The organism is Flavobacterium sp. (assembly GCF_027531905.1).
In the GTDB taxonomy this organism is placed as follows: Bacteria; Bacteroidota; Bacteroidia; order Flavobacteriales; family Flavobacteriaceae; genus Flavobacterium.
Genome location: NZ_JAPZSU010000048.1, coordinates 1 through 15,583, shown reverse-complemented (window position 1 = coordinate 15,583; position 15,583 = coordinate 1). Strand labels below are relative to the sequence as shown.

Genomic DNA, 15,583 nt, shown 5'->3' with positions numbered 1-15,583 from the left:
TATAGCGGATGGCGGGACGATGACAGCAAAGAAGCCTTTTGATTACTGCTCCTAAATATTACTTGAACAAATTATAACTAACCTAAACCGATGCATGACTTATGGCGATAAAGCTAAAACTCAATTTTTGGCAAATTTGGAACATGAATGTTGGCTTTTTTGGCATTCAATACAGTTTTGGATTGCAACAAAGTGCCGTTAATCCTATTTATGATTTTTTGGGTGCTAGTCCAGACGAAATTCCGTTATTAAATTTGGCTGGGCCAGTTACCGGATTATTGATTCAGCCCTTGATTGGCGCGATGAGTGACCGCACTTGGCACCCGCGCTGGGGTCGAAGAAAACCTTATTTCTTTGTTGGAGCTTTGCTTTGTAGTATTTGTTTGTTGTTGTTTCCCTACAGTAGTTCGTTGTGGATGGCGGCTGGCTTGCTTTGGATTTTGGACGCGGGAAATAATACGGCTATGGAACCTTACCGCGCTTTCATTGCCGATAAGTTAGACGAAGAACAACAGCCGATTGGGTTTCAAATGCAAAGTTTTTTTACTGGTTTGGGGCAAACCTTGGCCAACGTTTCGCTCTTTATTTTCCCGATGATTTTTATTGGCAAAACGGGTTCGTTGCCTACTTGGGTGTATGCTTCCTTTTTTCTGGGAGCGGTTTGTTCTATAGGTTCTATTTGGTGGAGTATGAAAACGACCAGTGAAATCCCGCCAACGCCAGAGGAATTAGAAGTTTTGAAATCGCATAAAGGAGGTTTGTTCGAACCCTTAGTTGAAATTTTCTCTGCCATTGGCGATATGCCTCGGGTGATGTGGCAACTGGCTTTGGTGTATTTGTTCCAGTGGTACGCGCTGTTTTGTTATTGGCAAAATTCCTCCAAAAGCATCGCCTTATCCGTTTGGCAAGCCACGCCACAAAGCAATCCCGCTGCTTATGAACAAGCGGTGAGTTGGACAGGTTTGGTCAATGGCTGGTACAATGTAGTTACTTTCTTGACCGCATTTTTATTGGTAGGATTTGCCAAAAAGTTTAGTCCAAAAGCCGTTCACGCCTTTTGTTTGCTCTTGGCAGCCTTAGGATTTTTGGCTTTTCCGCACATCGAAAACAAGAATGTATTGTTTTTCGCCATCACCGGTTTCGGAATCGGGTGGGCGAGTATGATGGGTATTCCGTATTTAATGGTCGTTCACGAAATCCCCAAAGAACGCTACGGCGTATACATGGGCATCATCAATATGATGATTGTGATTCCAATGATTATTCAAAACGTCACTTTTGGATACATTCTCAAACATTTTTTACACAACGACGCGCGACTCGCCATCACTTTTGCAGGAGTACTGCTCTTGTGTAGTATGCTTTGTACGTTATTAATCAAGAGTAAACCAACCGTTTTAAAAGATAATTAGGGCGTGACCACTTCTAGCAAAGGGGGCTTTTATCGGAGCGTGCTAGTTGCCCCCTTTGCTACAAGCGGTCGGGCTTTACGCGCTACTTCGGTAGCCAGCTTCAATCCCTCACGCAAAAAAAAGCAATGTATTGACCATGACAAGTAATATTTCTTATTCAAAAGCTATAGAACTACTCAAACGATGTTCCTCAAAGCAAGGTTTTTTAGCCAGCGCCCAAGACATTTCTAATTACAAAAGAGTTTGGGCGCGAGATGGAGTGATTTGCGGATTGGCAGCTTTGGCCTCAGGCGATGAAACGTTAATTGCTACTTTCAAAAAAACCTTAGAGACTTTAGCCAATTTTCAGCATGAATTGGGAACTATTCCATCGAACGTGTTGTTTGACGAGGAAGAAGTAGCAGTAAGTTTTGGAGGCTTAGCCGGACGAGTAGATGCCGTAACTTGGTTTGTTATTGGCGTTTGTCAGTATGCGTATGCTACTAATGATGTTTCGTTTCTGGCCGAACACGCCGCCAAAATAGAGAAATGTTTTAAACTTTTAGACGCTTGGGAATTCAATAATCGCGGATTGGTTTATGTTCCCTTGTCTGGCAATTGGGCCGACGAATACATCACAGATGGATATGTCTTGTACGATCAATTACTCCGAATTTGGGCACTCAAAAGCTATAACCATTTCGTCGAAGAACCAACTATAGAAAAAAAAATTAAGCAAATAGAAGAATGCATTATCCAGAACTTTTGTCCTGAGACCGTTGGGGAAAAATACCACGAAAGAGCCTATGAGGTATGTAACCTAAAAAATTACATGCCTTGTAGCTTCTCCCCAGCTGGTTATAAAACACAGTTTGATGGTTTTGCGAATTCATTAGTTTTGCTGTTAAATGTAGGCACAGCCGATTTTCAAAAAACAATTTTGGACTATGCCATTACTTTACAACAAGAACGTCCTTTGGGATTGTTACCCGCCTTTTGGCCTCCCATTCATGAAACCGATCCTGATTGGTATTTACTCAAAAACAATTGCAAATACGAATTTCGAAACTATCCAAACGAATTTCATAACGGTGGTAGTTGGCCTATGGTCAATGGTTTCTTTGGATTAGCCTTATTGTCTAAAAATGAAACGACAAAAGCGACTCACCTTTTAACTGCTGTCAATAGTGCGAACGCCCTAGCTGATTTTAGTTTTTATGAGAACTTCAACACAGCAACAAAAGCGCCAAACGGAGTGCCTTTTTGCGCTTGGAGTGCCGCTGGAGCCGTTCTTTTGCATCAAAGTTTATACGCAAATTTTAAACTCTTACTTTAATTTTGGAAAAAACGATAGACCTTATTTGTGCCGGTGAGGTGCTGATTGATTGCATTGGCCAACAAACCAATGCTACAATTGCTGAAACTACTTCTTATGAACGTTTTCTAGGAGGTTCACCAACCAACGTCGCCATGAATGCGGCAAAATTAGGATTGAGTGTCGAGCTAGTCGCTAGTTGCGGTGCCGATGGAATGGGTAATTTTATTTTGGATAGTTTGCAAAAAGTCAAAGTTGGAACGCAAGGCGTAACCCAAAGTGAAACCGCTGCAACCTCTATTATCTTGGTTTCGAAATCGACAGGAACGCCAGACTTTATTTCCTATCGTAGTTCGGATTTTTTGATAGAATCTGTTCAATTTCCAAATGAGATTTTACAAAAAGCCAAGATTTTTCACACAACTTGCTTTGCCTTGAGTAAAAACCCAGCACAAAAAACGATTATAGAAACTGCACAACTTGCGACACAGCTAGGTGTAAAAACCAGTATTGACCTTAATTTTTCGGAACGCATTTGGCCCAATCGCAATGAAGCCCAAAAAGTAATCGCACTTTATTTGGCTACGGATCCTTTCGTTAAGTTAAGCGAAGATGATTGTTTTCGTTTTTTTGGTAAAACGCAATCAGAGTCTTTTATTTTAGATTATTTTCATGAGTTAGGTGCGACGACCATCTGTTTGACTAAAGGAAAAGATGGTGTGATTTTATCGGATAAAGAATACGGAAAAATACACCAAGCTGCGTTGCCTATCGCCGAAATAAAAGACACTACTGGAGCTGGTGATGCGTTTTGGACTGGGTTTTTATATGCTCAATTGCAACAAAAAAATTGGGAAGAAACCCTTTTGATCGCACAAAAACTAGCCGTTCTAAAACTGCAATACCTAGGCGCTTTACCTTCTGATTTAGATATTGTCAACTACTTAAACCAATAAATACCAACACATGAAAAAAAATACGATCAAATGGGCGATGTACCTTAATTATTTTGTCTTTGCTATTTTGCTTAATAGCGTAGGAATTGTAATTCTTAAAGCACAAAGAAATTATGGAGTAGATGAGCTTGAGGCCAGTATATTAGAAGCCTTCAAAGATTTGCCCATAGCCATCGTTTCTTTTTTAGTAGCTTCTTTTTTACCCAGAATAGGATACAAAAAAGCTATGCTTATTGGCTTAGCAATGGTTTTTTTGGCTTGTATAACGATGTATTTTGGCAATTCTTTTACTTCGGCAAAATTACTTTTTGCAACGGTCGGCATTTCTTTTGCCTTAATCAAGGTTTCAGTTTATTCTCTTATCGGAACAGTCACCGAAAATCAACAAGAGCATAACAGTTTAATGAGCAGTATCGAAGGGGTTTTTATGATAGGCATTGCATTGGCTTATTTTTTATTTCCAGCCTTTAATTCTGAAACCGATCCCGATGCTTGGCTCAACGTGTATTGGTTGTTGGCAGGAATGTCGGGAGTTTCTTTTGCTTTTTTGTTTTTGGCAAAGTCAGAAAGTCAAGTGGAGATTCCGGGAGTCAATCTACTCGACGATTTTAAACAAATGTTTCAATTAATGGCCAAATTACTAACGATAGTTTTTGTTATTAGTGCGTTTCTATTTGTGATGATTGAACAAGGAATTATGTCTTGGTTGCCCACTTTTAATAGCAAAGTGCTCCATTTGCCTGAAAATATTAGCATTATGATGGCAAGTATTCTGGCTATTTCTTTAGCAGTAGGAAGATTGGCAGCTGGTTTTTTAACCAAAAAAATCAATTGGATTTGGATTTTAACTTCCTGCATCATAATTGCCATGTTGATTGTGATTTTTGTGTTGCCCAAAGCAGTGGGGCTTGAAGTAAAAACGATTACTTCATTATCCGATATCCCATTGATAGGATTTGCTTTTCCTTTAGTAGGGCTATTCATAGCGCCAATTTATCCTTTGTTGAATTCAGTCGTCTTGAGTGCGCTTCCCAAAAAACTACACAGCTCAATGACAGGATTGATCGTTGTTTTTTCAGCCTTGGGAGGAACTTTAGGATCAAGAATTATCGGGTATTTGTTTAAAAATGAAGGTCCCGAAAATGCTTTTTATTACACTTTGATTCCAATGTTGTTGCTATTGGTTTCCTTTTTTATATTAAAAAAATTAACGACGATTAAATGAAAATAGTAGTAGAGATTGATGCCGTTTTCGAGCAATTATTGCTTCAAGAAGATACGGATAATGATAACAAAATAACCAAAGATGATGCCGGTCCCAGACTATTTGCGCTTACTGATAGTGATACAAAGGTTCAATTTGAAGTTGAAGGAACCTATCATTTGTCTAATCTTTTGCAAGAATTAGCAGAAATGAAGCAACAAGGTCTTGTTTACGGGGAGATTAATTTAGACCGAATTCAGGAACCACCAGTTGAACGAATTTCAAGAAAAATTCGCGAGTCCTATTGGGATGAGCTTACCCGTGTTATCGACCGCAATGGATTGCAAAAAATTCTCCGAGATGAAAAAACGACTAATACCATCCCTACCCTTTATGTATCTGAAAAAGACAAACAAGGAGTAGCTTATTTTTCAGCATTAGAAAAAGAATGGGGGAATTTTAAAGTAGCCATTTTGCCTGAGAAGTATTCGATGGACTATGTTGAGACCCTAAATACTAAACCTGGACTTTTGGCTTTGGCCACAAGCCAAGACGATAAAGAAGTTAAAGGCGTTCCTTTTGTGGTTCCAGGTGGGCGTTTCAACGAAATGTATGGTTGGGACAGCTATTTTATTGGTTTGGGGTTATTAATAGATGGCAAACTAGATTTGGCCAAAGCCATTGCAACCAATTTTAAGTATCAAATAGAATATTATGGTAAAATTTTAAATGCGAACAGAAGTTATTATTTAACCAGAACACAGCCTCCATTATATTCTTCGTTACTTCGTGCCATTGTAGACCATGAAAAACCAGATATTGCTTGGCTGGCAAGTCATTTAGAGACTGTAATTCTAGAATATCATTCGGTTTGGATGGTTATGGGCGAGCGATTAACGCCAACAGGCTTGAGCCGTTATAAAGCGGATGGAATCGGAATGCCGTTTGAAGTAGAACCAGGACATTTTGATGAAGTTTTGGAACCTTTTGCTCAAAAATATCAACTTCCTATAAGAGAACTTGAAAAAAAATATTTAGACCGAAGCCTTGTCGATGCTGATTTGGATCAATATTTTATACATGATCGAAGCATGCGAGAAAGTGGTCATGACACCACCAACCGATTAATTAATTCCTGTGCCAATTTGAATTCGGTTGATATTAATAGCTTTTTATACAAATATGAAATAGATATCGCCTATTTTATTGCAACCTATTTTGAAGGCACTTTTGTTTCTCAAAACAAAACGTATTCATCACAAGAATGGCTTGATAAGGCCAAAACACGAAAGGCATTGATGGATAAGTATTGTTGGAATGAAACAGAAGGAATGTATTTTGACTACGATTTTGTGAATAAGAAGTCTCTTCCATTTGAAGCGGCCTCCACTTTTTTCCCTTTGTGGGCGGGACTGTGTTCTCAAGATCAAGCTGCAATATTGGTAGAAAAAACCTTGCCTAAGTTTGTAATGACGGGAGGTATAGCTGGAAGTACAGCTGAAAGCGTGGCCAATGTAAACCCCGAATCTCCCCAAAGGCAATGGGATTATCCATTTGGTTGGGCGCCTCATCAAATGCTATTGTGGGAAGGACTAAAAAAATACGGTTTTGAATCCAAATTACAGGAAATGGTTTACCGCTGGTTGTGGTTGATTACCACCAATGCAGTGGATTACAACGGTACCATTCCAGAAAAATTCGATTTAGAAATTAGCTCTCATAAAGTATTTGCCGAGTATGGCAATGTTGGAACTGAGTTTGATTACATTGCCAAAGAAGGTTTTGGATGGGTCAATGCATCGTATCAATGTGGTTTATCATTACTCGCACCTAAATGGAAAGGTTATTTAAACCAACAAATTCATCCGGATTATTTTTTTTATGATTAAAAATCACTTTTGTGTTTTTTGAAGGTTTATTTTTTTTATTTTTATGATTCTCTAAAAACAAATTATATGACTGTTAATCAAATATTAAGTACTAAAGGGAAGGATGTTTTTTCTATACTTTCCACCAACACTGTTTTCGAAGCGTTAACAGTAATGAGCGAAAAAAACATAGGTGCCATTCTTATTATTGAAGAAGGCGTTCTAAAAGGGATTTTATCAGAAAGAGATTATGCTCGTAAAATTGTTTTAAAATCTAAATCATCTAAAAAAGCATTCGTTCATGAAATCATGGTTACCGAAGTATTTACCGTGAGTCCTTCGGATAAATTAGAGTTTTGCATGGAATTGATGAGTACCAAAAGAGTTCGTCACTTACCGGTAGTTGAAAATGATGTAGTTGTGGGTATAATTTCTATAAGTGATGTGGTAAAAGCCATTATCGAAATGCAAAAAGAAACAATTGCACATTTAAATTCATACATTACACAGTAATAAAAAATAAATTATGACTTTTTAAAAGCTGCTTTGGCGGCTTTTTTTGTTTTTCAACAAAGATTCTAATAAAATTTAATTTTTGAAGGCTAGTTTGAGATTAGACCTTTATCTTTGTAAGCTAGAAAAAAATCTAAAAAAATGGAGAATAACAATAAAAGAAAGGAAGCTTTATTATACCACGCAAAGCCAACTCCTGGAAAAATTCAAGTAGTACCCACAAAAAAGTATGCCACACAAAGAGATTTGTCATTAGCCTATTCACCAGGTGTCGCTGAGCCTTGTTTGGAAATTGCAAAAGATGTAAACAACGTTTATAAATATACTGCCAAAGGAAACTTAGTAGCTGTAATTACCAATGGTACAGCAGTTTTGGGACTTGGAGACATTGGTCCCGAAGCCTCAAAACCAGTAATGGAAGGAAAAGGGCTTTTGTTCAAAATATTTTCGGATATCGATGTGTTTGATATCGAAATTGGAACCAAAAATGTAGAGGAATTCATAGAAACAGTAAAAAATATCGCTCCCACTTTTGGAGGAATTAATCTAGAAGATATCAAAGCGCCGGAGTCTTTTGAAATCGAACGACGATTGGTAGAAGAATTGAATATTCCGGTTATGCATGATGACCAGCACGGAACAGCGATTATTTCTTCGGCAGCATTGCTTAATGCTTTAGAATTAGCCAATAAAAAAGCCGAGGATATCAAAATGGTAGTTTCTGGAGCGGGTTCTGCTGCAATTGCATGTGCTGATTTGTATGTGCTTTTAGGCATAAAACCAGAGAATGTATACATGTTTAATAGTAAAGGTTTGTTGACTAAAGACAATCCTTCAATTTCCGAATTGCAACGAAAATATGCAAGAGATTGTGAGCCTATAAGTCTTGCCGAAGCGATGAAAGGTTGTGATTTGTTCTTAGGTCTTTCTACGGCAGATGTCTTGACACCCGAAATGCTTTTGAGTATGTCCGAAAATCCAATTGTTTTCGCCATGGCCAATCCAAATCCTGAGATTGAATACAATTTAGCGATTGCTACTCGAAAAGACATCATTATGGCAACGGGACGTTCGGATTATCCGAATCAAGTGAATAATGTGTTGGGATTCCCTTATATTTTTAGAGGAGCTTTGGATGTTCGAGCAACCAAAATCAACGAAGCGATGAAAATGGCTGCCGTTCGAGCGTTGGCATCTTTAGCCAAAGAATCGGTGCCAGAACAAGTAAATGTGGCTTATGGAGCTACAAAACTAACTTTTGGTCGCGAATATATTATCCCAAAACCTTTCGATCCTAGATTGATTGCGGTAGTCGCTCCAGCTGTGGCCAAAGCGGCTATGGATTCTGGTGTAGCACAAAACCCAATTACCGATTGGGGAAAATATAAAGATGAGTTGTTGGAACGTTTAGGACACGACAACAAATTGGTTCGAATGATTACCACAAGAGCCAAATCAGATCCTAAATCTATTGTTTTTGCTGAAGCCGATCATTTGGATGTACTGAAAGCAGCTCAGATTGTTCATGACGAAGGTATTGGATTCCCTGTTTTGTTAGGAAACAAAGAAATTATCTTAGAATTGAAAGCAGAAATAGGTTTTGATGCTGATGTGACCATTATTGATCCTAAGGAAAAGGAAGAAGAAGAGAGAAGAAATCGTTTTGCCAAAACATATTGGGAAACCAGAAAAAGAAGAGGGATTTCGTTCTTGGATGCTCAAAAATTAATGCGCGAGCGTAATTATTTTGCCGCTATGATGGTCAATGTTGGCGAAGCCGATGCATTGGTTAGCGGACATTCTAGAAGTTATCCTTCTGTAGTGAAACCGATGTTGCAATTGGTAGATAAAGCACCAGGAGCTTCTATTGTAGCCACAACCAATATTATGATGACCAAGCGCGGCCCGATGTTTTTCTCGGATACAGCTATCAATATCAATCCGTCGGCAGATGATTTAGCTAAGATTGCCTTAATGACGGCCAAAACAGCAAGAATGTTTGGAGTAGAGCCTGTTATTGCGATGGTTTCGTATTCTAATTTTGGTTCTTCTACCAATCCAAGTGCGGGAAAAGTTCGTGAGGCGGTGGCCTATTTGCATGAAAATCATCCTGATCTTTGTATTGATGGTGAAATTCAAGCAGATTTTGCTTTGAATCCAGAAATGCTTAAAGCTAAATTTCCGTTTTCTAAACTAGCTGATAAAAAAGTGAATACCTTGATTTTTCCAAATTTAGAATCGGCCAATATTACTTATAAACTCTTGAAGGAGTTGAATAAAGTAGATTCTATTGGACCAATTATGTTAGGGATGGGCAAACCGGTTCATATTTTTCAGTTGGGTGCTAGTGTAGAAGAAATGGTAAATATGTCTGCTATTGCTATCATTGATGCTCAAGAAAAACAAAAGAAAAAAGCAAGTAATTAAATAAATTAAAGAACAACAAAAGTCTAGCAGATGATTTTCAGTCAAATGCTAGACTTTTTTGTTATATTTGGTTCATTAAAACAAATACATGATTGCACATTTACAAGGGAAATTAGTAGAAAAATCGCCAACCCATATTGTTATAGATTGTGGGGGTGTGGGGTATCATATCAATATCTCGTTACACACTTATTCGTTATTGCCCAATGCTGATTTTGTAAAAGTATTTACCCATCTTCAAATCAAAGAAGATGCTCATACTTTGTATGGTTTCATAGAAAAATCCGAAAGAGAAATTTTTCGGTTATTGTTATCTGTTTCAGGGATAGGAGCTGGTATTGCTAGAACAATGCTTTCTTCTTTGGACCCTAAACAAATCACCAATGCTATTGCTTCAGGCGATGTGGCTACTATTCAATCCATAAAAGGGATTGGGAACAAAACCGCACAGCGTGTTATTTTAGATTTGAAAGAAAAAATTGTCAAATTATATGATTTAGACGAACTTTCGGTATCGCAAAGCAATACAAACAAAGATGAAGCGTTATCTGCTCTAGAAGTTTTAGGTTTTGTTCGAAAGACTTGCGAGAAAGTTATCGAGAAAATTGTCTTAGCTGAGCCTGATGCTACTGTAGAAACGATTATTAAGAAAGCCTTAAAAAGTTTGTAAAAGAACCAAGAGAGTCCCATTGCATGCATAAAATTTGTATTTTTTTACTTGTTGTATGTACCAGTTTTGTATCGTATGGTCAAGTAAATCCATCGGTTCAAGATACGGTAAAAAAAGGATATTCGGTAGGGAAACTTCAAATTAAAGACCCTAAAAGTATCATATCTTCCTACACTTATGATCCTTTAACGGATCGATATGTGTATACTAATTCTATTGACGGAATCAATATCAATTTTCCAATAATACTTACTCCTGCAGAGTACGAAAAGTTAGTGTTGCAAGAGACAAGACGTAATTATTTTAAGAAAAAAGCTGATGCCGTCGATGGTAAAAAACAGGGCGCCGAAGAAGCAAAAAAGGATTTGTTGCCTCGATTTTATGTAAAGTCTAGTTTCTTTGAATCGATTTTTGGAAGTAATACGATAGATGTTAAGCCAACAGGTTCTGTAGAAATGGACCTTGGGGTACGTTACACAAAACAAGATAATCCTTCATTTTCTCCAAGAAATAGAGCTAATACTTCTTTTGATTTTGATCAACGCATCAGTATGAGTTTAATGGGAAAAGTGGGAACTCGTTTAGGAGTAAATGCCAATTATGACACGCAATCTACTTTTGCCTTTCAAAATTTAATCAAGCTTGAATTTACTCCTTCAGAAGATGATATTATTCAAAAAATAGAAGTAGGAAACGTGAGCATGCCACTTAATAGCTCATTGATTCGTGGAGCTCAGAGTTTGTTTGGGGTAAAAACACAATTACAGTTTGGGAAAACTACATTAACCGGAATTTTTTCGGAGCAAAAATCACAAACCAAAAGTTTGGTTGCTGAGGGCGGAGGAACCGTTCAAAATTATGAGCTTTTTGCTTTGGATTATGACAATGACCGTCACTTTTTCTTGTCGCAATACTTCAGAAGTCGTTATGATAAAGCCCTAGCAGGCTACCCATTCATTGATAGTAGGGTGCAAATTACGCGTATCGAGGTTTGGGTTACTAATAGGCAAAACAGAGTAAACGCCACTTCGAATAATTTAAGAAATATTATTGCGCTTCAGGATTTAGGAGAAGCACAACTAACAGGTTTGGCTGACAATGAAGTGGTTGTTTTGAATCCTTCAACTGGGATTTTCAACAATCCAGCAAATTCCCCATCTGATAATACAAACAATGATTATGATCCTGCTCAAATCGCTTCCGGAACTGGATTACTGAATTCAAATATTAGAGAAATCGCTACGTCCAGTTCAGGATTTAATACTACAGTTGCTGAAGGAAGGGATTATTCTAAGTTAGAAAATGCAAGAAAGCTTACAGCTAATGAGTATACTTTTAATTCAAAATTAGGTTTTATTTCATTGCAACAACGCTTGAGTAATGATGAGGTTTTGGCGGTTGCTTACCAATATACCATTGGCGATCAAGTCTACCAAGTGGGAGAATTTGGAAATGATGGAGTAGATGCAACGAATGTTATAGGCGGAAATAATAACGTACCCCAAGCCATTATTACACAAAGTTTGATCTTGAAAATGCTGAAAAGCAACTTGACTAATGTGAAGGACCCAATTTGGAACTTGATGATGAAAAATATTTATCAAGTACCTGGAGGATATCAATTAAAGCAAGAAGATTTCCGAATGAATATCTTATATGCCGATCCTTCACCCATTAATTATATCACAGAGGTTCCGGGAACTCCTTTTCCTTCGAATCCTACACCAGAAAACAAAGTAGCCGAGACACCTTTATTAAAAGTATTTAATTTAGATCGTCTGAATTTTAATAACGATCCACAAGTAGGTGGTGATGGTTTCTTTGATTTTATTCCAGGAACAACCGTAGATACTCAGAATGGTAGAATCATGTTTACTACCAAAGAACCCTTTGGAGAACTGATTTTCTCTAAACTGAAGACACCAAATTCTGCAGAAAATTATAGCGATGTAGATACCTATAATCCCAATCAAAAGAAATATGTTTTTAGAAGTATGTATCGCAACACTCAGGCTGGAGCTTTACAAGACATCGATAAAAACAAGTACTTAATTAGAGGTAAATATAAGTCATCGGCGGGTGACGGAATTCCTATTGGGGCACTTAATGTTCCACAAGGTTCTGTAGTAGTGACTGCTGCGGGAAGACGCTTGGTAGAAGGCGTAGATTATAGCGTTAATTACCAATTAGGGCGTGTGCAAATTTTGGATCCTTCTTTGCTAGCTTCCAATACTCCGGTTGAAGTATCATTAGAAAATAACTCTATTTTTGGTCAACAAACCAGACGTTTTATAGGTTTAAATGTAGAACATAAATTTTCGGATAAATTTGTAGTTGGCGGGACTTACTTAAAAATGTCTGAACGTCCATTTACCCAAAAATCGAGTTATGGGCAGGAGTCTGTAAACAATACTATTTTTGGTTTCAATGGAAATTTTTCTACAGAAGTACCTTTCTTTACTCGTTTGGTTAATAAGCTACCAAATATTGATACCGATGTACCTTCAAATTTATCCGTTCGAGGAGAAATTGCATTCTTGAAACCTGATACCCCCAAAGCAGATCGTTTTGATGGTGAATCCACCATTTATGTAGATGACTTTGAAGGCTCTCAATCTACTATAGATTTACGTTCTCCTTTTGCTTGGAGTTTATCATCTACACCTGTTAATGATGCAGAAAGTCAATATAATTTTAATGAAAGTGCGACCGATTTGAGTTATGGTTTCAAAAGAGCCAAATTAGCTTGGTATACGATCGATCCCTTGTTTTATACCCAAAAGCCAACGGGTATTTCAAATGATGATATTTCGTTGAATACGACCAGACGAATTTTTAGTGAAGAATTGTATCCCAATACAGATATTGCGCAAGGACAAACTCAAGTAGTAAATACGCTAGATCTAAGTTATTATCCGAAAGATAGAGGGCCGTACAATAATTCGTCTGTCTTTGCGAATACGCCAAAAGATAATTTTGGAGGGATTATGCGCGCCATCAATACCACCAATTTTGAGCAAGGTAACGTAGAATATATTCAATTTTGGGTTTTGGATCCTTATGTTGGTAAAGGAAACAATACGCCAACTAATACTGGTAAATTGTATTTTAACTTGGGAGAAATCTCCGAAGATGTTTTGAAAGACGGAAGAAAACAATATGAAAATGGGTTAGGACCTGATCAAATTTTGGTGAATCCAAGACCTATTTGGGGAGACGTTCCAGCATCTCAATCTTTGATTTATGCATTTGACGGAAATGCCTCCAATAGAACCAATCAGGACATTGGGCTTGACGGTATGAAAAATGATCAAGAAGCTACAGTGTACGCTAATTATGCTTCCGAAAAAGATCCTGCTGCCGATGATTATACTTATTTTGCAAATACTACCGGAGGTGTTTTAGATCGTTATAAAAACTTTAATGGGACAGATGGAAATTCAGCTGTTAATATTTCGGATGCCAATAGAGGTTCGACTACTTTTCCCGATGTAGAAGATATTAATCGCGATAATACAATGAATACTATCAATGCTTATTATGAATACAGTATTGATATGAAACCCAATATGAATGTGGGCGAAAATTTCATTACCGATATCAGGAATACGCAAGTAACTTTGCCTGACGGTTCCGCAACTGAAGCCCGATGGATTCAGTTTAAGATTCCTGTTGCACAGCCACAAAACACGATTGGTGGTATCTCAGATTTTCGTTCTATCCGATTCATGAGAATGTTTATGACCAATTTTGAGTCGCCCATTACCCTTCGTTTCGGTGCTTTAGATTTGGTGCGTGGGGAATGGAGACGTTATACTAATTCTATGGATTTCAATGACACCAATGTAGCCGATGACAATACCACCTTGGATGTCTTAGCTGTCAATATTCAAGAAAATAATGAGCGTTGTCCTATCAATTATGTAACGCCTCCTGGGGTAGTTAGAGAGCAATTGTTTAATAACAATACGGTTATTAATCAAAACGAGCAATCTTTGGCCTTGCGAGTTTCAGGTGATGGTTTAGAACCAAATGATTCCAGAGCGGTTTTCAAAAACGTAAGTATAGATATGCGACAGTATAACAAATTGAAAATGTTCTTGCATGCCGAATCCTTGCCTAAAGAAATTGCTTTAAGAGACAATCAGATGGTTGGTTTTATTCGATTTGGAAACGATTTTACAGAGAATTTTTATCAAATTGAAATCCCTTTACAGGTAACGGCACCATCTTCAGATTGTAAGGTAGGAGCATCATCAGTTTGGCCCGAAGCCAATGAAATGGATTTGAAATTAGAGTTGTTGACCAAGTTGAAAATTCTAGCCATGAGTATTGATCCCGCAACACTTCCACCAGACGGTGTTTTTTATAAATTCGAAGATGAGTTGGATAATTCTTTGTCTGGTAAAACCAATAGATTGCGAATAGGAATCAAAGGAAATCCCAATTTTGGTTTGGTAAGAACGTTGATGGTTGGGGTGAAAAATGATGAATTGAGACAACCAATTCTTGGTGAAGTATGGTTTAATGAGTTGCGTTTGGCTGATATGGACAATAAGGGCGGAATGGCAGCCTTGCTGAATATTGACACTAATATGGCAGATTTTGCTACGCTTTCGCTTACAGGAAGAAAAACCACCATTGGTTTTGGAGCATTAGAACAAAGTCCAAATGAAAGAAGTAGGGAAGATATTCAGCAATATGGTATAGTCACTAATTTGAATTTGGGACAATTATTACCCAAAAAATGGGGGATTAATTTACCGTTTAATTACGGCATAGGAGAGGAAGTAATTACGCCCGAATACGATCCATTTAACCAAGATATAAAACTAAAACAATTACTAAGAGAAACTACAGATAAAGCCACAAGAGATAATATCCAAAATCGAGCAATTGATTATACGAAACGTACAAGCATTAATTTTATTGGGGTAAGAAAAGAAAGAAGTCCAGAACAAAAACCACATGTGTATGATCCCGAGAATTTTACTTTTTCTCAATCTTATAATGAGGTAGAACGTCATGATTATGAAATAGAAAGTTATGTAGACCAGATGAGTAATACAACAGTAAATTACGCATACAGTTTTCAAAGTAAGTAATCAGAATAAAATAATGTCGTATTTTATTGTTTATATGTAGTTAAATTTGTATATTTATCTCATTATGAGATATGTAAACCTAAAAAAAGAAGAGATTGAAGTGTTAGAACACCTTCATCAAAATAGCCCTAATA

At 37.4% G+C, this 15,583-nt stretch carries 9 protein-coding genes; all 9 read left to right on the top strand.

Features of this window, described 5'->3' with window-relative positions; translation table 11 throughout:
• Positions 1-101: 101 nt before the first annotated feature.
• The 9 genes from O9307_RS12165 to sprA all read left to right on the top strand — a co-directional run bounded on the left by O9307_RS12165 (position 102) and on the right by sprA (position 15,449).
• Positions 102-1,412: an MFS transporter gene (locus tag O9307_RS12165; protein ID WP_298299708.1), complete on the top strand. Its 1,311-nt coding sequence runs from the start codon at positions 102-104 to the stop codon at positions 1,410-1,412.
• Positions 1,413-1,548: 136 nt separating this feature from the next.
• The gene (locus O9307_RS12160; protein WP_298299705.1) at positions 1,549-2,727 is read left to right on the top strand and encodes a fructofuranosidase/invertase; all 1,179 of its coding nucleotides are present in this window, start codon (positions 1,549-1,551) and stop codon (positions 2,725-2,727) included.
• 2 nt (positions 2,728-2,729) lie between these two features.
• On the top strand, positions 2,730-3,662 hold the full coding sequence (locus O9307_RS12155) for a carbohydrate kinase family protein (protein WP_298299702.1): 933 nt from the start codon (positions 2,730-2,732) through the stop codon (positions 3,660-3,662).
• A gap of 10 nt (positions 3,663-3,672) precedes the next feature.
• Positions 3,673-4,887: an MFS transporter gene (locus O9307_RS12150; protein ID WP_298299699.1), complete on the top strand. Its 1,215-nt coding sequence runs from the start codon at positions 3,673-3,675 to the stop codon at positions 4,885-4,887.
• Positions 4,884-6,755 carry a trehalase family glycosidase gene (locus O9307_RS12145; protein WP_298299696.1) on the top strand — a complete coding sequence of 624 codons (1,872 nt, stop codon included), beginning with the start codon at positions 4,884-4,886 and terminating at the stop codon, positions 6,753-6,755. The genes O9307_RS12150 and O9307_RS12145 overlap by 4 nt, the downstream gene beginning before the upstream one ends.
• Before the next feature lie 66 nt (positions 6,756-6,821).
• On the top strand, positions 6,822-7,247 hold the full coding sequence (locus tag O9307_RS12140) for a CBS domain-containing protein (RefSeq protein WP_064716331.1): 426 nt from the start codon (positions 6,822-6,824) through the stop codon (positions 7,245-7,247).
• A gap of 141 nt (positions 7,248-7,388) precedes the next feature.
• Positions 7,389-9,674: an NADP-dependent malic enzyme gene (locus O9307_RS12135; RefSeq protein WP_298299691.1), complete on the top strand. Its 2,286-nt coding sequence runs from the start codon at positions 7,389-7,391 to the stop codon at positions 9,672-9,674.
• An 88-nt stretch (positions 9,675-9,762) separates the two neighbouring features.
• Complete coding sequence (gene ruvA / locus O9307_RS12130) at positions 9,763-10,344, top strand: Holliday junction branch migration protein RuvA (RefSeq protein WP_064716333.1); 582 nt, start codon at positions 9,763-9,765, stop codon at positions 10,342-10,344.
• Positions 10,345-10,367: 23 nt separating this feature from the next.
• Complete coding sequence (gene sprA / locus O9307_RS12125; RefSeq protein ID WP_298299687.1) at positions 10,368-15,449, top strand: cell surface protein SprA; 5,082 nt, start codon at positions 10,368-10,370, stop codon at positions 15,447-15,449.
• Positions 15,450-15,583 lie beyond the last annotated feature (134 nt).

What these genes read in the sequence shown, in the direction of transcription:
- O9307_RS12165 (WP_298299708.1), top strand. Translation starts at nt 102, where the DNA reads ATGGCGATAAAGCTAAAACTCAATTTTTGGCAAATTTGGAACATGAAT.
- O9307_RS12160 (WP_298299705.1), top strand. Translation starts at nt 1,549, where the DNA reads ATGACAAGTAATATTTCTTATTCAAAAGCTATAGAACTACTCAAACGA.
- O9307_RS12150 (WP_298299699.1), top strand. Translation starts at nt 3,673, where the DNA reads ATGAAAAAAAATACGATCAAATGGGCGATGTACCTTAATTATTTTGTC.
- O9307_RS12145 (WP_298299696.1), top strand. Translation starts at nt 4,884, where the DNA reads ATGAAAATAGTAGTAGAGATTGATGCCGTTTTCGAGCAATTATTGCTT.
- O9307_RS12140 (WP_064716331.1), top strand. Translation starts at nt 6,822, where the DNA reads ATGACTGTTAATCAAATATTAAGTACTAAAGGGAAGGATGTTTTTTCT.
- O9307_RS12135 (WP_298299691.1), top strand. Translation starts at nt 7,389, where the DNA reads ATGGAGAATAACAATAAAAGAAAGGAAGCTTTATTATACCACGCAAAG.
- ruvA (WP_064716333.1), top strand. Translation starts at nt 9,763, where the DNA reads ATGATTGCACATTTACAAGGGAAATTAGTAGAAAAATCGCCAACCCAT.
- sprA (WP_298299687.1), top strand. Translation starts at nt 10,368, where the DNA reads ATGCATAAAATTTGTATTTTTTTACTTGTTGTATGTACCAGTTTTGTA.